The following is an 18,293-nucleotide window of genomic DNA, read 5'->3' as shown; positions in this document are numbered from 1 at the left end:
TCGAACATATCCCTGATCTGTGGGTTTCGCATCTCGAGCTGCCAGGCTTGCCGGCCGCCACCTCGATCGACCCAATTTCGACATCGGCGCAGAACAACGCACGAGGGGCCCGAAATGTAAATATATACTTCGTTAACTCTCGCATTTCGATATATGCCGATCGCCACTGAACGAGCCTATTGACGCGATTTACTCAGCACCCTTACGGTTAGCAAGCGTGAACGATTCAGAAGGCCCGGATAACCTCCGGGCAACTTGGTCCGCTCGTTGATCAACGCGAGCTTGCAGTAAGGAGTCAACATGCCTGCACCGAATCACCTTCCAGGCCCCAACGCAGACATCTGGGACTGGCAGATGCACGGTCTGTGCCGCGGAGTCGACTCCTCCATGTTCTTCCATCCCGATGGCGAACGCGGTAGAGCACGTGCCCAGCGCGAAACCCGCGCAAAAGAGATGTGCCGTCAGTGCCCGGTCCTGATGCAGTGCCGCAGCCACGCGCTGACCGTCGCCGAGCCGTACGGCATCTGGGGAGGAATGTCGGAAACCGAACGTGAACTACACGCGCGCCACCGTCGCACCACCCGCATAGCTTCCTGATACACGTAGGTAGAGCGCACTAGGCCCCCGAGAGTTTTCGGGGGCTTTTGCGTGTGGACGGGACACCGTCGAAAATGCGTGTGGACGGGACACTGTCGAAAAGAATTTCCGACACGACCCATCCGACCGACGCCCGCCTCCGAATGCCTTCTGACAGTGCACCTCAGCACATCCCTTCAGGAAGGCAGACCCATGAACACCTCTACTCGAGTTCTGGCAGTCACCGCAGCAGCCTCTTTCGCCGTCTTCGGCGTGGTCGGTTGCTCCTCGGACGACAACGATTCGTCGACCGACACGTCCAGCGCCGCCATGACGTCTTCTGCCATGGGATCGAGCATGTCTCCCAGCAGCGCGATGGCAGAGCCCGCTTCTGATCTGGTCGGTGCAGGTTGTGCCGACTACGCAGCTGCAGTGCCGAGCGGCGCCGGATCGGTCAGCGGAATGGCCCAGGATCCGGTTGCCACAGCGGCATCCAACAATCCGTTGCTCACCACCTTGACCGCGGCAGTCTCCGGCCAGCTCAACCCGGACGTCAACCTGGTCGACACCCTCAACGGCGGCGAGTTCACCGTCTTCGCACCGATCGACTCGGCATTCGCCAAGATCGACCCCGCCACGATCGACAGCCTCAAGACGGACAGCGCCACGCTGACCAAGATCCTCACCTACCACGTGGTTCCCGGCCAGATCGCCCCTGACGCGATCGACGGAACTCACCCCACCGCCGAGGGCGGAACGGTCACCGTCACCGGATCCGGTGACAACATCAAGGTCAACGACGCAACTGTCGTCTGCGGTGGAGTCAAGACCGCAAACGCCACCGTCTACCTCATCGATTCGGTGCTGATGCCGCAGTAGTCCCCACCTGCTGTGCGCCTTTATCAACCCCCCGCGGTTAATAAAGGCGCACAGCGGCCAACGGCGGGCCAAGAGAAAAGAACCGGACATGCACGCTACGGTTGTACGCGATGAAGCGAGACAACTCTTCGTGAGCGAGCCAGACCATGCGTCGGATGCGGCCGACGCATGCCCGACGGACAATTCTGCGGCCCGCACCGCGCGAATCGCGGAATCACGCGAGCTGGCAGTGATCCTCGCGAACGTCGCCGGTGGCGACCAGAGCGCCTTCGCCGAGTTCTACGACCGAACCAGCTCCCGTGTGTACGGCATGGTTCTTCGTGTACTCCGTGATCCAGGTTTCTCCGAGGAAGCGGTCCAAGAGGTCTACCTCCAAGCCTGGAAATCAGCCGACAGCTTCGACCCCGCCAAGGGGTCCGCGCTCTCCTGGCTCCTGACACTTGCCCACCGGCGCGCAGTGGATCGCGTGCGCTCCGAACAGTCGAGTTCGGATCGACAGGCTCTCTACGACACCACAAATGCCACTCCCGAGTTCGACGTCGTCAGCGACGAAGTGACACGAAGAGACGAGCATCGTGCTGTCACCGACTGTCTCGAAACGCTGACGGACACTCAACGCCAATCGGTGACTCTCGCCTATTACGGCGGCCGAACGTACCGCGAGGTGGCCGAAGATCTCGGCGTGGCGATTCCCACGATCAAGTCGCGAATTCGCGACGGACTACTGCGCCTACGTGGATGTTTGGGGGTGATGTGAGATGGACGAAGAGCTGATCGACTATGCGTACGCCTACGCGATCGATGCGTTGGACCTCGACGAGCGCCGTGAGGTCGACAAACGACTTGCCGCTTCGGACTCCGCGACCCGCGCCGAATTCGACGCCCAGGTCCGGCTCACCGCCGAAACCATGGCCGCGATGACCGTCGTCGACGCCGTCGAGCCCCCGCCGTCGCTGCGCAGCAGCGTCCTTGCCTCGATCGCAGAGCAGGCCGCTGCTCCCAATGCCCCCGTTTCGCTGGCCGAGCGCCGTAACCGTCGACGCCCGTGGACCGTGGCTCTTGCGGCGGCCGCCGCAGTCGCAATCCTGGTCGGCGGCATCGGAATCGGGCGCACGCTGTCCGACAACACGCCGCCGCAGAACGCCGCGTCCGAAATCATGGCAGCACCCGACGTTCATGCCACGACGCGTGACATCCCGGGCGGCGGTAGTGCCACGACGCTGTTCTCGCCCTCCGAAGACGCCGCAGTCCTCGTGATGAACGATGTGACTCCCCCGAGTCCGGATACCGTTTACCAGATGTGGCTGGTGCCGGGCGACACCGACGACACCACGATGATCCCGATGGGGACGATGGCTCCGGGTGACGTCAAACCCACTACCCAGGTGGTGCTCGACGGCATCGGTCCGAATACGAAGTTGGCGTTCACTGTCGAACCGCCCGGCGGATCGCAGCAGCCGACGAGCGAGCCGTTCGCAACGATCCCGCTCATCTGATCGCCAGACGAAAAAAGATCCCCCACCGGAATCCGGTGGGGGATCTCTTATTTGTTGAAACTACGAGCAGCGAGTCAGTGGCTGTGACCGTGTCCGGTGTCGGCAACTTCCTCGGTCGGCTTCTCGACGACGGCGCTCTCGGTCGTGAGGATCATGCGCGCGACGGAAGCGGCGTTGACCACTGCCGAGCGAGTGACCTTGACCGGGTCGACGACGCCGTCGGCAAGCAGGTTGCCGTAGGTGAGGGTGGCAGCGTTGAAGCCTTCGCCCTTGGTCATCTCGGCGACCTTGCTGACAACGACGGAACCGTCGATGCCTGCGTTGCTGGAGATCCAGAACAACGGAGCGTTGAGGGCTTCGCGGACCACGGCAACGCCGGTGGCCTCGTCACCCGTCAAGCCGAGGTTCCCGATCAGAGCCGTACCGGCCTGAACGAGAGCCGATCCGCCACCGGGGACGATGCCCTCGGAAACTGCTGCCTTGGCTGCGTTGACCGCATCCTCGACGCGGAACTTGCGTTCCTTCAGATCGGTTTCGGTGGCTGCGCCGACCTTGATGACGGCCACGCCGCCGGACAGCTTCGCCAGACGCTCTTCGAGCTTCTCGCGGTCCCAATCCGAATCGGTGTTCTCGATCTCGCGACGCAGCTGCGCAACGCGGGTCGCGATGTCGTCAGCGGTGCCTGCACCGTCGACGATGACCGTCTCGTCCTTGGTGACGACAACGCGGCGAGCGCTGCCGAGCAGCTCGAGGCCGGCTTCCTTGAGCGAGAGGCCGACGTCGGTGTTGATGACGGTGCCTGCCGTGACGACTGCGAGGTCGTCGAGGAATGCCTTGCGACGATCACCGAAGAACGGTGCCTTGACGGCGACGGCCTTGATGGTCTTGCGGATGGAGTTGACCACGAGGGTGGAGAGAACTTCACCCTCGACGTCCTCGGCGATGATCAAGAGCGGCTTGCCGGATTCGGCAACCTTCTCGAGCAGCGGAAGGAAGTCGGGAAGTGAGCTGATCTTCTCGCGGAAGAGCAGGATCAGCGCGTCTTCGTAGACGGCCTTCTGCGCATCGATGTCGGTGACGAAGTAGGGCGAGAGGTAGCCCTTGTCGAACTGAACACCTTCGGTGACAACGAGTTCGGTTGCAACGGTGGAGGATTCCTCGACCGTCACGACGCCGTCGGTTCCGACACGGGTGAGTGCCTCGCCGACGAGCTTGCCGATCTCTTCGTCACGTGAGGAGACGGTGGCGACCTGAGCGATCGACTTCTCGCCCTCGACGGGGGTGGCTGCGGCGAGCAGTTCCTCGACGACCTTGTCTGCTGCGGCGTTGATGCCGACGCCGAGAGCCATCGGGTTCGCGCCCGCTGCGATGTTCTTGAGTCCGCCGCGGACGATGGCCTGGGCCAGAACGGTCGCGGTGGTGGTGCCGTCGCCGGCAACATCGTTGGTCTTGGTGGCGACGCTCTTGACGAGCTGTGCGCCGAGGTTCTCGAAGGGATCTTCGAGCTCGATCTCACGGGCGATGCTCACACCGTCGTTGGTGACGGTGGGGCCGCCGAATGCCTTGGCGAGCACGACGTGGCGTCCACGCGGGCCCAAGGTCACCTTGACGGCGTCGGCAAGCTTGTCGACTCCGGCTTCGAGAGCGCGGCGTGCGGTCTCGTTGAACGCAATTTGCTTGGACATCTGTTCTGTCAGCTCCTGAATCTTCGGGGCGTGAACGCATTCCGCCCCGGGATCCTGTGTGGACTCCGGGGCGGATCACGTGTGTCTTACTTGGAGACGACAGCCAGCACGTCGCGTGCCGACAGGATCAGGTATTCCTGGCCGGCGTACTTGATCTCGGTTCCGCCGTACTTGGAGTAGATGACCGTGTCACCCTCCTTGACGTCGACCGGGATGCGGTTGCCCTGCTCGTTGACGCGGCCTTCGCCGACTGCAACGACGGTGCCCTCCTGGGGCTTTTCCTTGGCTGTGTCAGGAATGACCAGGCCGGAAGCCGTCGTCGTTTCAGCCTCGTTGGCCTGGACGAGGATCTTGTCCTCGAGCGGCTTGATGTTGACGCTCGCCACGATGAGCCCTCCACTTTGGGGTATGTGCGTCCGAGGCAATCCTCGGACAGCTGTTTGGGTATGCCGTTTACGGCGCGTCACTGCAGTCCCGTCGTCGCGGGTGCCGGAACTCGATCAGCGCCAATTGGCACTCTATACGTGAGAGTGCCAACCCTCAAGGACTGGGCGCATTTTTCTCTTCGTCCAGAGCGAAACAGGACAGCCGTCCACCACGTTCACCTATTGTTCACTTCGTGACGAACATCAATCGCCGTAGTTTTCTGACCTTCGCCGGACTCGGCGCCGTCGGCGCGGTCAGCCTTGGCAAGCCGTGGGGCCTGCAATATGCAGGCGCGTCGACCATTCCGACGTCAGGTCCTGGCACCACTCTCGAGTCCGTGTCCACCCCCGTCAGCAGCAGCGGCTACACCAAGCTCACCGCCGGACCCGGTTGGGCGAACATCGTGCGCAGCGAGTTGGCCGAGCCGAAGTCGGGACGCGAGGACCGACGCACCGCGCTCGCCTCACTCGTGCAGTTGACCGACGTCCACATCGTCGACGCCCAGTCCCCCATGCGATTCGAGTACGTCCACCAGATCACCGGCTCGGCGTTCCGCCCCCAGGAGACCCTGACGGCGCACGGGCTGATTTCACTTGTCCGCCGGGTCAATTCGATCGGCAGTGGCCCGCACACGTCGCGACCCTTCGATGCCGTCGTCACCACCGGCGACAACACGGACAACAAGGAATTCGCCGAACTCGACTGGTTCCTCACCTCACTCAACGGCGGAACCGTCGTCGCCAACACCGGTGCCAAGGACCGCTACGAGGGTGTACAGAACTCGGGTGCCGATCTCTACTGGAACCCCGAGTCACCGATGCTCGACATGTACAAGAAGGCCGGATTCCCGGAGATCCCCGACTTCTTCGGTGCCGCTTTCACGCCCGTGTCGAGCCCCGGCCTGAACACCCCTTGGTACTGCGTGTTCGGCAACCACGACGATTCGGTGTCCGGCACGGTGCCCAGCGGCATCCCGCCGCTCGAAGCGATGTACACGGGATCTCTCAAATTCGAGGTGCCTGGTTCACCGGAGCAGGCCAAGCAGATCGACGTCGCCACCAAGTTCGATCCCAGTGCGATACCCGGAATCCTGTCCGCCTTCACGACGCCGCCGCGCCAGGTCACCCCCGACCCGTCGCGCGCGCCGTTCACACCGCGACAGTTCATCGCCGCACATCTTGATCCCGCGCACACCGGTCCCGGCCCCGTCGGACACGGTTTCGCCCCCGACGCCGGCGAAACCGGTATCGGTTACTACTCGTTCGAGATCGCACCGGGCGTCGTCGGCATCAGCATGGACTCCACCAACCGCGCGGGCCTCGTCGACGGTTCGCTGGGCGCCGCTCAGTTCCAGTGGATCGAGAACACCCTGCGCGCCGGCAGCAGCACCTACTACGACGCCGCGGGCTCTCGCGTCACCGAGTCGCGAGGTGACACGTATTTCGTGCTGTTCAGTCACCACACGAGCGACACGATGGACAATCTCATTCCCGACCCCGAGAACGTCCTCGAGCCACGCCTGCGCGGTTCACAGCTTCTCGACTTGCTGCATCGTTTCCCGAACGTACTTGCCTGGGTCAACGGACACACCCACGAGAACAAGATCACCCCGTGGCCCGGCGCGACCCCCGAGCAGGGCTTCTGGGAGATCAACACCGCCTCTCACATCGACTACCCGCAACTCGGACGCATCATCGAGATCGCGGACAACCACGACGGAACGGTGTCGTTGCTTGCGACGCTCTTCGAGGCGGAGAGTCCCAATTCCGTCGACTACAGCGACAAGTCGGCAGCCGGGCTCGCCTCGCTGTACCGCGAACTGTCGTTCAACGACATCCACCGCGACCCGAAACTGACGGGTACCGGCGTCGACCAGAACGTCGAATTGTTGGTCCACACCGGACGATGACTCCGATTGCCGCAGTGTCCTAGGTGATTTCAGGTCCGCTCGAATGCGAGCGGTGCGCTTTCGCCCACGACACTGCGGCAACGACGAATCGAACGCCGAATCCGATCAACACCAGATTGCAGACGATCTGAAGGCTCACGAGCCCCCGGGCAAGGTCCGTCTGCGCGGCGATGTCACCGAATCCGACTGTCGAGAAGACGGACAACGAAAAGTACAGCGCCGCCATACGCGACAGCGGTTCGGTGAAACTGCCAGGGCTTGCATGCTCGACCGAAAAATAGGTGATGGACACCAACAACAAGTACGTCGGCATCACCACCGCCACAGCTTCGACCGCCTGCAGAGATGGCACATCGGAACGCAGAATTCGCCACACCTGCCAGGTGGTCACGGCAAGTACCGCGGCGCCTCCACCGATCAAGAGGAAGATTGCACTGGCGGTATGTACATCGATCCACGGCAGAAAGAAATACGCGCATCCGAAGGCGATCACCGTCAGCGTGGGTCGAAGCACTGCACCACGGATCAGCGCGCGTCGTCGTTCCCGGTCGATGTGGGGAGAATCGCCTTTTTTCCGCATGAATCAATGATCGACAATTTCGCAGGTAAAACCACCCTTTCGGTCCGAAAAGGACGTCACGGAGACGAAAAGCACTGAGCAATCCTCACGAACCTTCTGTAACGTTCATATAACGGCGGTCGATTGAACATTGACCGGTATTGACTGTGAGGAGGTGTGCGATGAGTTGTTCACTGGGAATTTCCACTGGATCTTCCGGTGTCTATTCAGCACTCGTCGACACCGATACCAGCACAAACGCGCCAGGCGCCGTGCCTGCCGAGACTCGCTTCGTCTCGGCGGATCAGGCCAATTCCAACGTCGGTGACCTTGTCAGAGCATCCATCAAGCTGATGACGACGCAGGTAACGGACGGATCTGAAGCGCCGCGCTCGATCGGTGTCAGCTATCGCACGGACGATCAACTCGCGAGCATCAGGTCATCTCTTTCGCGCTCGCCGAAGCAGGTCCGTGCAATCCCCGAGCCTGCCGCCGTACACGCGTATCTCGCCGAGACAGGGAAAACCGAGCGGTACGACACGACAGCTCAGGTGGACGTCGGTGATCAAGGTCTGACGGTGTCCGTCGTCGACCACACCGGTGAAGTTCTGCACTCCGACCGTATCGACGCCCTCGCAGGGGCCGGAATCGACCGGGCATTGGTCGACTTCGTGACGGAGAAGGCGCCAGGGCACTTGCGCCGGTACACCGACGCGGAACTTCTTGCCGCCCGGTGCCATGTCGCCAAAGAGCAACTGTCCACGTCCACCAAGGTGACCATCGACCTTCCGATCGACGCGATGGCGATCACGCGCGACGAGTTCGAGGCCATCATCGCCCCGGATATCGAGCGCGCCGTCACCTTCATCCATGAAGTCGTGAAGGGCTCACCGCGGCCCGTCGGTGCCGTTGTACTCATCGGCGGTGGCGCACATATTCCGGCCGTGCGGTCCGCCGTCGCCGCTGCCGTCGACGTCCCCATGGTCGAGATCGTCGAGCCCGAGACTGCGGCAACCAAAGGTGCTGCACTCCTGGCAGATTCGATCACCGCAATTCGTTTCCCGCTGCTGGGCTCCGGAAGTGACCAGCGCTCCGGATCCACCGCCAAGGTCTCGGGAGCGTTGATCGGTGCGCTCGTGGTCGGCGGACTGGTACTCGGTTACGGCGCAAAGGAATTGGTGCCGACCGACGACACCGCGGTCTCGCCCGTCGGAACCGGGTCGACCACGACGACGGTGAGCCCCGAAGCGACACCGAGCACCGGATCGACGATCATTCCGTCTCATGATCCTCTGCCTTCGGTAGCCGGCAGCACGTATCCTCGGTACGGGTATCCCACCACCCCGTTCGACTCGCAGCCTTACGACACGCACTCGTACACAACGCATCAGTACACACTTCCGCCTGCGCCGATCCCGGACACCTCGACGACAACCACGCCGCCGACCACGACAACGACCACTCCGAATTGGCCGACCATTCCCGGAATCACGCTGCCCGATCCACCGGCGTGGTGGCCGACGCTACCGGACACCGAGGCGACGCCCCCGGTCGATCCGACCGAGGCAAACCCCGGCGGCGGTCTCGGCCCGGGTGAGAGCGGCGGCGAGAACCCGACGACGCCGGAGACTCCTGGATCCGGTTCCACCGAAACCGAAATCACGACCCCTGGTGGTGGTGATCCGACGACGAAGCCCGGTGAACCGAATACCTCGATGCCCGAAAACGGTCCCGCGACCACACCGGATCGGGAACCGGCCCCGGTCGGCTGATTCTCAGTCGGCCGATTTTCAGTGCATCAGCTGGCTGACGGAGACCGACAGCCCCGGGTCCGTCGCAACACTCAATTCCGAAGGGCCTGCGCCGTTTCCGATCAGGTGAGCGGCCAACGATGCGATCATCACGCCGTTGTCCGTGCACAGTCGAGGTTTCGGAATGCGCAACGTGATGCCTGCTTCGGCGCAGCGCTGCTCGGCGAGTGAGCGGATGCGCGAATTGGCCGTGGCGCCGCCGCCGAGAACCAACGTGTCGACCCCGACGTCCTTGGCTGCACGCACTGCCTTCATCGTCAGGACGTCTGCAACCGCTTCCTGGAACGAGGCAGCGATGTCCGGGATCGAAAAGGTCTCGCCTGCGCGCTCTTTCGATTCGACATAGCGCGCGACGGACGTCTTGAGTCCCGAGAACGAGAAGTCGTGCCGCGAATCGCGCGGCCCCGTCATGCCGCGAGGGAAGGCGATTGCGTTCGGATCTCCCTCTTGCGCAGCAGCATCGAGTGCCGGTCCACCGGGAAAGCCGAGTCCGAGCAGTCTGGCCACCTTGTCGAAGGCCTCACCGGCGGCGTCGTCGACAGTCGTGCCCAGTTCGACAATGGGCTTGCCCAGATCTTCGACGTGAAGCAGGTGTGTGTGACCGCCGGAGACCAACAATGCGACGCACGAGGGCAACGGACCGTGCTCGAGAGTGTCCACCGAGACGTGACCGCCGAGATGATTGACCGCATAGAACGGGATGTTCCATGCTGCCGCATAGGCTTTCGCTGCGGCTACACCGACCAGCAGCGCGCCGGCCAGTCCGGGTCCGATGGTGACGGCCAGCGCGTCGGGCTTCTCGATACCGGCGGCAGCAAGGGCACGGCGCATCGTCGGCACGATCGCCTCGAGGTGAGCCCGCGAGGCCACTTCGGGAACCACTCCCCCGTACCTGGCGTGCTGATCCACGCTCGATGCCACCTCGTCGGCCAACAATTCGCAGGTTCCGTCACCGTTCCAGCGGACGATACCGACACCTGTTTCGTCGCAAGAACTTTCGACGCCCATGACGATCATGCTTGCTGCTCCTCAATTTCGCGGACACCGAGCACGGCAGGCCGTCTCATCGTGTACGCATCTGCCCCACTGGGCTGGTAGTACTTCTTTCGTGTTCCGACGATCTCGAATCCTTCCCGCCGGTACAGCGCGATGGCAGGTTCGTTGTCGGTGCGCACTTCCAGGAACACCGGGCACTGCCGTGAATCCGCCAGAGCCAGAAGCGCATCGAGCAACGCGCCGCCGATTCCGAGCCGCTGAGCCGAGGGATCTGTACCGATGGTGTGAACCTCGGCCTCCATGTTCGGCGACGCCCCCAACAATGCGACTCCGGCGTAGCCGAGGACGTGACCGTCAGGCTCCCGGGCAACGAAGTAATGATTATGTGCGCCTGCAAGTTCCGAGACGAACGCTTGTGCGCTCCAGGGTCCGTCGCCTGCGAACAACGCGCGCTCCAACTCCGCGCACCGTTCGGCGTCATCGACGTTCATCGGCTCGATGCTGTACTTCATCTGCTCTGTCTCACTTGCCACGTTCTGCAAGGGTCTTCGCGTCCGGGCGTCGGAGGTACAGCGGCTCCAGCGGGGCCGGAACCGAACCGGCCAGGATCTCGCGAGCAGCGACTGTCACCAACCCGGCCGGTGAAGGTGTCTCCGCCGGGTCGACGGGTAGATCGAAGAAGTCCACGTGCGAAGCGGATCCGGCAATCAGCGTCGAAGGCGAAGGATCGACGTCGCCGGCGGAATTCACAGCCGGTCCTTCGACGCGCACTCCGCCGTCATAGCGCGCCCAGTAGATCTCGCGACGCCTCGCGTCAGTCACGACGAGCAGGCTCTGTGTGGTTGGTACCGCAGCCGCGATCGCATCGAGGCTGCACACGCCGTACACGGGAACACCGAGTGCGTCACCGAAGGCAGCGCCCGTCGCCATGCCGACACGCAGTCCGGTGTACGGCCCTGGCCCGACACCCACGACGACGGCGTTCAAGTCGGCCGGTGTGAGTCCTGCCTCGGCGAGGCATTCGAGGACGTGAGGGGTCAAGACCTCGGCGTGCGCACGAGGATTGACCGTGACACGCACGGCAAGCGTCTCCACTGTGTCCGGTGACACTGGGTCCGGTGACGAAGCCGACAGGGAGACGACTCCGGCAGTGACTGCCGGAGTGGAGGTGTCAATTGCGAGAACAAGCACGATTTCTCAGGGTACCCGCACGTGAAGAACTACTTCCGGCCCGGGAGGGTCACGACGTCTGTGACACGAAACGCCGTTTCACGACGTCTGTGACACCAAACTCCCTTTCACGACGTCCAGGACCAACTCGCAGTCCGCACATCCGATTCGGGTTCCCGATGAAGCTGCACTCGCAGGTGCCGTTCGACGAGCCTTTCCACGACGTCACCACCCCATTCGACCACCACCACTGCATCGGTGAGGTCGGTGTCGAGGTCGAGGGCATCGAGTTCGTCGAGCGCATGCGGTCCGCTGTCTCCCAGCCGGTATGCGTCGACGTGGATCATGCCGACGGGAACTCCGCCGCCAGGGCGGGTGCCCGGACGATGCTCACGAGCGATGACGAACGTCGGGGACGTCACCCGGCCCTGCACCCCGAGCCCGGCGCCGATTCCGCGCGTCAACGCGGTCTTGCCTGCCCCGAGTGGACCGTCCAGCACCACCAGGTCGCCGGCAACAAGTCCCGCCGCCAAGCGTCGGCCGAAAGCCTCGGTATCCTCGGCCGTTTCCAACGTGATCTGTCCGGACACGGGAAGTCCCGTGGAGTTCTCAGCCGACATCGGACCGCTCTTCTACCTGCGCTCGCTGCACCAACTTGTCGATTGCGTCCGTCACGATCGCTGGGAACTCGAGCTGCACCAGATGGCCGGCCCCGTGAACTCGCACGAGTTCGGATTCGGGGAGATCGGCAGCGAGACGCTTGGAGCTGATGAACGGAATCATCATGTCTTGATCGCCGCAGATCACGACTGCCGGTGTGTGTGCGAGGACCTCGAGAGAAGCGGACTCGTCGTGCAGTTCCAACGTCCGCAGGAAATTGACGATGGTCACAACCGAGGTCCGGTCGAGCATGCCGTCCGAGAGTTCATGCAGCCGTGGGCTGACATCGGTGCCGTACGAGGCCGCACGCAGGATCGGCGTGATCAATACTCGCGCAGCGCCCCGGGCATGCTGAACCACTCCTGGTGAGGTGCGCACTGCCAACCGGAATCCGTCGATGATCGGATTCTGCAGATTGCGGGTCAGGCCGGTTTCGGCCAGGCCTGCCGCCGTCGTCGCGACCAGCCCCACGCCGATGACTCGGCCCTCGAACCATTCGGGTCGCTGACCGGCGAGCGCGAGTACCGTCATGCCGCCCATCGAGTGACCGACCAGAACTATCGGTCCCTTGGGTACCTTGGCCTCGACGACGGTCGCGAGGTCGCGGCCGAGCTGAGAAACCGTACAACTCTTCGAACGCGGCATGCCCGAGTCTCCGTGTCCGCGCTGGTCGTAGAACACCATGCGAACCTTGTTGCCCCATCGCTCTTCGAGCTGGCGGCGCTGGAAATGCCAGGACAGCGCACTCAGGCAGTATCCGTGCACGAAAACGACCGTCAGCGGAGCGTCGTCCGGTCCCACTTCGCGAACTGCCAGCTCGACACCGTCCTCGGTGCGCACCGTGCTCTTGCGGTCGCGCGTCATGAGGTCGAAATCCTCGTCCGCATAGATTTCCCGGCCCGGACGCGTCGCGGTCTTGAATGCGTTCACACCGGCCATCGAGCCGAGCGCCACGGCGCTGAGCAGGCCACCGAGAATGCTCATCTTTCCTGCAGTCTTCATGACGTCTCTCCCCCGATGTACGTACGCACAGTGCGTCCACGTATCCCGGTCACGACCTCGTAGTGAATGGTGTCGAGTACGTCGGCCCAGGCCTGCGCGTTGGGTTCGCCGTGATCGCCGTTGCCGAAGAAGATCGCGGTGTCGCCTTCGCGAACTCCGTCACCGTCCGGACCCAGGTCCACCAATACCTGGTCCATGCAGATTCGCCCGACAGCCTGGCGACGCTTACCGCCCAACTGCACTTCGAACTTGCCACTCAGTGAGCGAGACAAACCGTCGGCGTAGCCGACGGGAAGCAGCGCCAGAGTGGTGTCGTGCGGTGCGACCCACTGATGCCCGTAGGAGACGCCCTCTCCGGCGGCTACCTTCTTCACCAGAATCACCTTCGCTCGCAGCGTCATCGCCGGTCGTAAACCGAAATCTCCGAGTTCGGGCACCGGAGACAATCCATATATCGCGATTCCGGGCCGAACCATGTCAAACCGCAGGTCAGGACGGGTGACTGTAGCAGCGGAGTTGGAAAGATGAACGACTTCGGGGTCGAATCCGCGAGCGCGGACGTCGGCAACCGCGTCGATCAAACGCTGCTTCTGCATGTCGATGACGTCGTGATGCGGTTCGTCCGAGTGCGCGAGGTGAGAGAACACTCCGCGCAGCCTGATCGTGCCCTCGTCCCGCGCAGTGGCGAGGTCGTCGAGCATCTGCGGCCACTCGGTTCTCGAGACGCCGTTGCGATTGAGACCGGTGTCCACCTTGAGCGTCACCGTCGCCTGTTGTCCCAGAACCCGTGCCGCGTCGACGACAGCGGCCAGGTGTCGCGGGGAGGACACGCCGATCTCGACGTCCGATCGGATCGCCGAGGCGAAATCGGCGTCGACGCCGTGCAGCCAGGCAAGGACGGGAGCGGTGATGCCTGCCTCGCGAAGGACCAGTGCCTCCGCGATGGTGGTGACGCCGAGTTCCCGGGCTCCCGCCGAGAGCGCCGTCCGCGCCACCGCAACTGCGCCGTGGTTGTATCCGTCCGCCTTGATGACCGCCATCAACGCTGCATCCCCGGCAAATTCACGCAGAACACGCACGTTGTGCGCGATCGCGTCCAGATCGACGACTGCCTCCGTCTGCGGCCCTACTGCGTCGTCGAGTCGGCTCGCCTTCCCCTCCGCAGGCTCCTTCGGTGCTCTTCCCTGGGCAAGCGTCATGGCGACAATCCTGCCACCCACGCAGAATCGGACACGTGTTCGGGTTTGAACACCCTCAATCGAGGGCAAAAGAGCGAAGCACACGCACTGATTCCCGCAGACCTCCCAGCAGGGGTGAAGCCGAAATCGGTGCTCCGGCGACATCGCTCTGACCGCCGGCAGCGGCGATGTTCGCAGCCAACGCGTGAGCCCGCGCCCCGACGGCCCCGGCTTCGAGAGGGCTCAGACCCGCCGCCAGCAACGCACCGATCACACCGGAGAGGATGTCACCCGAACCTGCCGTCGATGCCCAGGAGCCGCCGGCGTCGTTGACCAGCACCTCACCGCCGGGATCCGAGATCACCGTCGTATGGCCCTTCAGCAGGACCGTGACTCCGAGGCGTGCGGCAAGAGCACGCGTGGCCGCGATCCTGTCTTCGCCAAGAGTTGTGAATCGAGCGAACTCGCCGGCGTGGGGCGTCAACAGTGTCGGCGCGGTCCGGGCTGCGACAAGTTCGGGACGCTGAGCGAGGAGGGTAAGTCCGTCCGCATCGACAACAACGGGTACATCAGTAGCCAGCACCGACGCCAGAAGTCGCGCGGCGTCGTCGTCGGTACCCATACCGGGGCCGACCACCCACGCCTGAACTCGCCCGGCGGCTTGGAAGGTCTCACTCGCAATCACCTCCGGGAACCGGGCGAGCACCTCGGTGGCGCCGTGCCCGGCGTAGCGGACCAGGCCGGCGGTCGCGGTCACCGCGGCACCGGTACAGAGCACGCCCGCGCCGGGATACTGCTCACTTCCCGCAACGATGCCCACCACACCCTGCGAATACTTGTCGTCCTCCGGACCGGGCACCGGCCACAGCGCACCGACCTCCGCCGGATCGAGCGAACCGAATTCGGGTTCGCTGATGCTCAATCCGATGTCCACGAGTTCGACACGACCACACAGCGGAGCCGCGAGTACGTGTACCGGCTTGAGCGCACCGAATGTGACCGTCACATCAGCGGTCACCGACGGGCCGTCCACTGCGCCGGTGTTCGCGTCGACGCCGCTCGGAAGATCGACCGCCACGATCGGTGCATCCACCTGGCCGACGAGATCGGCCGCGTCAGGCCGTAGACCGCCGTGCCCGGAAATCCCGACGATGCCGTCGATCACCAGATCCGGCGACCCGACTTCGGCGGCGACTCGGCCGCCGGCCTTCAAGAGAGCATCGAGGCCCGCCCGATGAGCGCGCGCCGGATCGAGCAACACGGCCCGCACGCTCACACCTCGTTTGCGGAGCAACGCACCGGCCCACAGGGCATCACCGCCGTTGTCGCCCGTACCGACCAGCAGCGTCACCGACCGATGCGCGACCGACCCTGTACGGGAACGCAATTCGTCCGCGACTACTCGCGCAAGACCGTACGCCGCTCGACGCATCAGCACCCCGTCGGGCAGCTTGTCGAGCAGCGGCGCCTCAGCTGCTCGCACCTGATCGGCTGTGTAGTACCCACGCATGTCGGAACCCTTCAGTTGCCGTCGCTACCCTCGAAACCATGAAATCACGTCTTCGCCCGGCAATCGCGGGTCTCGTGCTCGCTCTCGGTCTGGTCGGGTGCAGTTCCGGCACCGACTCCACACCACCGGCTCCGGAAACGACGGCCAGCGGACCCGTGGTGACCATCTCCGGGATGGCGTACTCCCCCGCGTCCATCACCGTGAATGTCGGCGAGACGGTCACGTGGGTGTTCGACGACAACGGAATGGCCCACGACGTCAACGGCCTCGGGGACGCCAAGGGCAAACTCCGCAGTCCGCTCAAGAAATCGGGAACCTACACCTACACGTTCACCGAACCCGGAACCTACGACTACACCTGCACACCGCATCCCGAGATGCGCGGAACCGTCGTCGTCGAGACGCCGTAACGCGCTCGGGCCCCACAGTCTTGCGACTGCGGGGCCCGATTTTCTAGCGAAAGCTACTCGACCGTAACCGATTTCGCCAGGTTACGCGGCTTGTCGACGTCGTAGCCACGCGCCGCGGCAACCTCGGCCGCAAAGATCTGCAACGGAACCGTGGACAGCAACGGCTGCAGCAGAGTCGGTGACGCCGGAATCTCGATCAGGTGATCCGCGTGCGCCGCGGCGACGGTGTCGCCTTCCTCAGCGATGACGATAGTCGTCGCCCCGCGCGCCTTGATCTCCTGAATGTTGGACACCAACTTCGAGTGCAGGACAGCGCGGCCCTGCGGCGAAGGCATGACGATGATGACCGGAAGGTCCTCCTCGATCAAGGCGATCGGGCCGTGCTTGAGCTCACCGGCGGCAAAGCCCTCGGCGTGCATGTACGCGAGCTCCTTGAGCTTGAGCGCACCCTCGAGCGCCACCGGGTAGCCGACGTGACGCCCCAGGAACAGCACGGTCGACGCGTGCGCGAACTGGCGCGCCAACGCGCGCACCGGTTCTGCCGTCTCGAGTACCTTGCTGACCAATGCGGGCATCGCTTCGAGGTCGGCGTACTCGCGGGCGACCTCGTCCGGATACTTGGTTCCGCGAGCCTGCGCCAAAGCCAAACCGACGAGGTAGTTCGCGGTCACCTGCGCCAGGAACGCCTTGGTGGACGCGACCGCGATTTCCGGTCCTGCCCGGGTGTAGAGGACTGCGTCGGCTTCACGCGGGATCTGTGCACCGTTGGTGTTGCAGATCGCCAGGACGCGTGCCTTCTGGTCCTTGGCGTGCTTGACAGCCTCGAGCGTATCGGCCGTTTCCCCCGACTGCGAGATTGCGACAACAAGCGTCGAGCGATCGAGAACCGGGTCGCGGTAACGGAATTCGCTGGCGAGTTCGACCTCGACAGGTAGACGCGTCCAATGCTCGATCGCGTACTTCGCCAACAGACCGGAGTGGTAAGCGCTACCGCAAGCGACAACGAACACCTTGTCGACGTCGCGCAGTTCCTGATCGGACAACCGCTGCTCGTCGAGGACGATCTTCCCGTTCTCGAAGTGGCCGAGGAGCGTGTCGGCGACAGCGGTCGGCTGCTCTTCGATCTCCTTGAGCATGAAGTAATCGTGACCACCCTTTTCGGCGGCCGCGAGATCCCAGTCGATGCGGAACGGGCGTCCTTCTGCCTCGTTACCCGCGAAGTCGGAGATCCGGTAGCTGTCGGCAGTGATCACCACTGCCTGATCCTGTCCGAGTTCAACCGCATCGCGTGTGTGCTCGATGAATGCAGCGACGTCGGAGCCGAGGAACATCTCGCCCTCACCGACACCGACTACGAGCGGTGTCGAGCGGCGCGCGGCGACAATCGTGTCCGCATGATCAGCGTGCGTGAAGACGAGCGTGAACGCACCTTCCAACCGACGAACCACCGACAGCGCACTCTCGATGAAATCACCTGCCGTCGGCCCCTGGGCGTACGCCCGGGCGACGAGGTGAACCGCGACCTCGGAATCCGTGTCGCTCTGCAGTTCGACGCCTGCAGCCTCGAGCTCCGCACGCAGCGGGGCAAAATTCTCGATGATTCCGTTGTGAACGACAGCCAGCTTGCCCGAGGCATCACGATGCGGGTGCGCATTGCGGTCCGTCGGACGCCCATGCGTCGCCCAACGGGTATGGCCCATACCGGACGTACCGACGAAGTGATCCGCACCGTACTCGCCGAGCTCCGCCTCGAGGTTGGCCAACTTACCGGCCTTACGCTCGATCTCGACCCCACCGGTTCCGTCGAGAATCGCGATTCCCGACGAGTCGTACCCGCGATACTCCATTCGTCGCAAAGCCTCCACCACAACGCCCAGAGCTGGGCGGTGGCCGACGTATCCCACGATTCCGCACATGGTGACTCAGGGTACTTGGACATCGGCGGTAGGCGCATTTTGCGGTTCCCGCACCTGGTTGCGGCGTCCGCTCCGCATACACGAGGCGGCTCATCGGATAACGTCTTCAA

The 18,293-nt window shown here is 63.7% G+C and carries 18 protein-coding genes; 7 read left to right on the top strand and 11 right to left on the bottom strand.

Annotated elements, in window-relative coordinates; genetic code table 11:
• Positions 1-300: 300 nt before the first annotated feature.
• The 4 genes from BH682_RS09580 to BH682_RS09565 all read left to right on the top strand — a co-directional run bounded on the left by BH682_RS09580 (position 301) and on the right by BH682_RS09565 (position 2,951).
• The gene (locus BH682_RS09580) at positions 301-597 is read left to right on the top strand and encodes a WhiB family transcriptional regulator (RefSeq protein WP_003940939.1); all 297 of its coding nucleotides are present in this window, start codon (positions 301-303) and stop codon (positions 595-597) included.
• 192 nt (positions 598-789) lie between these two features.
• Complete coding sequence (locus tag BH682_RS09575; RefSeq protein WP_007728616.1) at positions 790-1,455, top strand: fasciclin domain-containing protein; 666 nt, start codon at positions 790-792, stop codon at positions 1,453-1,455.
• Positions 1,456-1,543: 88 nt separating this feature from the next.
• Positions 1,544-2,212, top strand: a complete 669-nt coding sequence (locus tag BH682_RS09570) for a sigma-70 family RNA polymerase sigma factor (RefSeq protein WP_007728615.1) — start codon at positions 1,544-1,546, stop codon at positions 2,210-2,212.
• A 1-nt stretch (position 2,213) separates the two neighbouring features.
• A complete protein-coding gene (locus BH682_RS09565; RefSeq protein ID WP_075832756.1) occupies positions 2,214-2,951 on the top strand; it encodes an anti-sigma factor in 738 nt (245 codons plus the stop codon).
• 74 nt (positions 2,952-3,025) lie between these two features.
• Here BH682_RS09565 and groL read toward each other — a convergent pair whose 3' ends face one another.
• A complete protein-coding gene (groL, locus tag BH682_RS09560; RefSeq protein ID WP_003940715.1) occupies positions 3,026-4,636 on the bottom strand; it encodes a chaperonin GroEL in 1,611 nt (536 codons plus the stop codon).
• An 86-nt stretch (positions 4,637-4,722) separates the two neighbouring features.
• Entirely contained in the window at positions 4,723-5,022 is a 300-nt protein-coding gene (gene groES / locus BH682_RS09555) for a co-chaperone GroES (protein WP_003940763.1), read from the bottom strand.
• Between the two features lie 233 nt (positions 5,023-5,255).
• On the opposite strand from groES, the gene BH682_RS09550 reads away from it, so the two are divergent.
• Positions 5,256-6,971: a TIGR03767 family metallophosphoesterase gene (locus BH682_RS09550; protein ID WP_007728613.1), complete on the top strand. Its 1,716-nt coding sequence runs from the start codon at positions 5,256-5,258 to the stop codon at positions 6,969-6,971.
• Positions 6,972-6,990: 19 nt separating this feature from the next.
• Here BH682_RS09550 and BH682_RS09545 read toward each other — a convergent pair whose 3' ends face one another.
• Complete coding sequence (locus tag BH682_RS09545) at positions 6,991-7,551, bottom strand: potassium channel family protein (protein WP_042449733.1); 561 nt, start codon at positions 7,549-7,551, stop codon at positions 6,991-6,993.
• A 161-nt stretch (positions 7,552-7,712) separates the two neighbouring features.
• Between BH682_RS09545 and BH682_RS09540 the strand changes: the two genes are divergently transcribed.
• Entirely contained in the window at positions 7,713-9,302 is a 1,590-nt protein-coding gene (locus BH682_RS09540) for an Hsp70 family protein (RefSeq protein WP_075832755.1), read from the top strand.
• A gap of 18 nt (positions 9,303-9,320) precedes the next feature.
• Here BH682_RS09540 and tsaD read toward each other — a convergent pair whose 3' ends face one another.
• The 7 genes from tsaD to BH682_RS09505 all read right to left on the bottom strand — a co-directional run bounded on the left by tsaD (position 9,321) and on the right by BH682_RS09505 (position 15,857).
• Complete coding sequence (gene tsaD / locus BH682_RS09535; RefSeq protein ID WP_054827677.1) at positions 9,321-10,358, bottom strand: tRNA (adenosine(37)-N6)-threonylcarbamoyltransferase complex transferase subunit TsaD; 1,038 nt, start codon at positions 10,356-10,358, stop codon at positions 9,321-9,323.
• The gene (gene rimI, locus BH682_RS09530; protein WP_054831463.1) at positions 10,355-10,849 is read right to left on the bottom strand and encodes a ribosomal protein S18-alanine N-acetyltransferase; all 495 of its coding nucleotides are present in this window, start codon (positions 10,847-10,849) and stop codon (positions 10,355-10,357) included. Before rimI ends, tsaD begins: the two co-directional genes overlap by 4 nt.
• 10 nt (positions 10,850-10,859) lie before the next feature.
• Positions 10,860-11,528 (bottom strand): tRNA (adenosine(37)-N6)-threonylcarbamoyltransferase complex dimerization subunit type 1 TsaB, encoded by a 669-nt coding sequence (gene tsaB / locus BH682_RS09525; protein ID WP_075832753.1) that lies wholly within the window; start codon positions 11,526-11,528, stop codon positions 10,860-10,862.
• A 107-nt stretch (positions 11,529-11,635) separates the two neighbouring features.
• Entirely contained in the window at positions 11,636-12,127 is a 492-nt protein-coding gene (tsaE, locus tag BH682_RS09520; RefSeq protein WP_003940673.1) for a tRNA (adenosine(37)-N6)-threonylcarbamoyltransferase complex ATPase subunit type 1 TsaE, read from the bottom strand.
• Positions 12,117-13,169, bottom strand: a complete 1,053-nt coding sequence (locus BH682_RS09515) for an alpha/beta fold hydrolase (RefSeq protein ID WP_003940782.1) — start codon at positions 13,167-13,169, stop codon at positions 12,117-12,119. The genes tsaE and BH682_RS09515 overlap by 11 nt, the downstream gene beginning before the upstream one ends.
• Complete coding sequence (gene alr, locus BH682_RS09510; protein ID WP_042449740.1) at positions 13,166-14,368, bottom strand: alanine racemase; 1,203 nt, start codon at positions 14,366-14,368, stop codon at positions 13,166-13,168. The genes BH682_RS09515 and alr overlap by 4 nt, the downstream gene beginning before the upstream one ends.
• A gap of 55 nt (positions 14,369-14,423) precedes the next feature.
• Positions 14,424-15,857 (bottom strand): NAD(P)H-hydrate dehydratase, encoded by a 1,434-nt coding sequence (locus tag BH682_RS09505; protein ID WP_075832751.1) that lies wholly within the window; start codon positions 15,855-15,857, stop codon positions 14,424-14,426.
• Positions 15,858-15,895: 38 nt separating this feature from the next.
• Between BH682_RS09505 and BH682_RS09500 the strand changes: the two genes are divergently transcribed.
• Positions 15,896-16,267 (top strand): plastocyanin/azurin family copper-binding protein, encoded by a 372-nt coding sequence (locus tag BH682_RS09500; protein WP_003940908.1) that lies wholly within the window; start codon positions 15,896-15,898, stop codon positions 16,265-16,267.
• A gap of 53 nt (positions 16,268-16,320) precedes the next feature.
• Here the strand turns inward: BH682_RS09500 and glmS are convergent, their stop codons facing one another.
• Positions 16,321-18,183, bottom strand: a complete 1,863-nt coding sequence (gene glmS / locus BH682_RS09495) for a glutamine--fructose-6-phosphate transaminase (isomerizing) (protein ID WP_003940837.1) — start codon at positions 18,181-18,183, stop codon at positions 16,321-16,323.
• Between the last annotated feature and the right edge of the window lie 110 nt (positions 18,184-18,293).

Origin of the sequence: Rhodococcus sp. YL-1, from assembly GCF_001942025.1 — a bacterium.
GTDB lineage: Bacteria > Actinomycetota > Actinomycetes > Mycobacteriales > Mycobacteriaceae > Rhodococcus_F > Rhodococcus_F qingshengii.
This window is presented reverse-complemented; position numbering and strand designations above follow the sequence as displayed.

What these genes read in the sequence shown, in the direction of transcription:
- BH682_RS09580 (WP_003940939.1), top strand. Translation starts at nt 301, where the DNA reads ATGCCTGCACCGAATCACCTTCCAGGCCCCAACGCAGACATCTGGGAC.
- BH682_RS09575 (WP_007728616.1), top strand. Translation starts at nt 790, where the DNA reads ATGAACACCTCTACTCGAGTTCTGGCAGTCACCGCAGCAGCCTCTTTC.
- BH682_RS09570 (WP_007728615.1), top strand. Translation starts at nt 1,544, where the DNA reads ATGCACGCTACGGTTGTACGCGATGAAGCGAGACAACTCTTCGTGAGC.
- BH682_RS09565 (WP_075832756.1), top strand. Translation starts at nt 2,214, where the DNA reads ATGGACGAAGAGCTGATCGACTATGCGTACGCCTACGCGATCGATGCG.
- groL (WP_003940715.1), bottom strand. Translation starts at nt 4,636, where the DNA reads ATGTCCAAGCAAATTGCGTTCAACGAGACCGCACGCCGCGCTCTCGAA.
- BH682_RS09545 (WP_042449733.1), bottom strand. Translation starts at nt 7,551, where the DNA reads ATGCGGAAAAAAGGCGATTCTCCCCACATCGACCGGGAACGACGACGC.
- BH682_RS09540 (WP_075832755.1), top strand. Translation starts at nt 7,713, where the DNA reads ATGAGTTGTTCACTGGGAATTTCCACTGGATCTTCCGGTGTCTATTCA.
- tsaD (WP_054827677.1), bottom strand. Translation starts at nt 10,358, where the DNA reads ATGATCGTCATGGGCGTCGAAAGTTCTTGCGACGAAACAGGTGTCGGT.
- rimI (WP_054831463.1), bottom strand. Translation starts at nt 10,849, where the DNA reads ATGAAGTACAGCATCGAGCCGATGAACGTCGATGACGCCGAACGGTGC.
- tsaE (WP_003940673.1), bottom strand. Translation starts at nt 12,127, where the DNA reads ATGTCGGCTGAGAACTCCACGGGACTTCCCGTGTCCGGACAGATCACG.
- BH682_RS09515 (WP_003940782.1), bottom strand. Translation starts at nt 13,169, where the DNA reads ATGAAGACTGCAGGAAAGATGAGCATTCTCGGTGGCCTGCTCAGCGCC.
- alr (WP_042449740.1), bottom strand. Translation starts at nt 14,368, where the DNA reads ATGACGCTTGCCCAGGGAAGAGCACCGAAGGAGCCTGCGGAGGGGAAG.
- BH682_RS09505 (WP_075832751.1), bottom strand. Translation starts at nt 15,857, where the DNA reads ATGCGTGGGTACTACACAGCCGATCAGGTGCGAGCAGCTGAGGCGCCG.
- BH682_RS09500 (WP_003940908.1), top strand. Translation starts at nt 15,896, where the DNA reads ATGAAATCACGTCTTCGCCCGGCAATCGCGGGTCTCGTGCTCGCTCTC.
- glmS (WP_003940837.1), bottom strand. Translation starts at nt 18,183, where the DNA reads ATGTGCGGAATCGTGGGATACGTCGGCCACCGCCCAGCTCTGGGCGTT.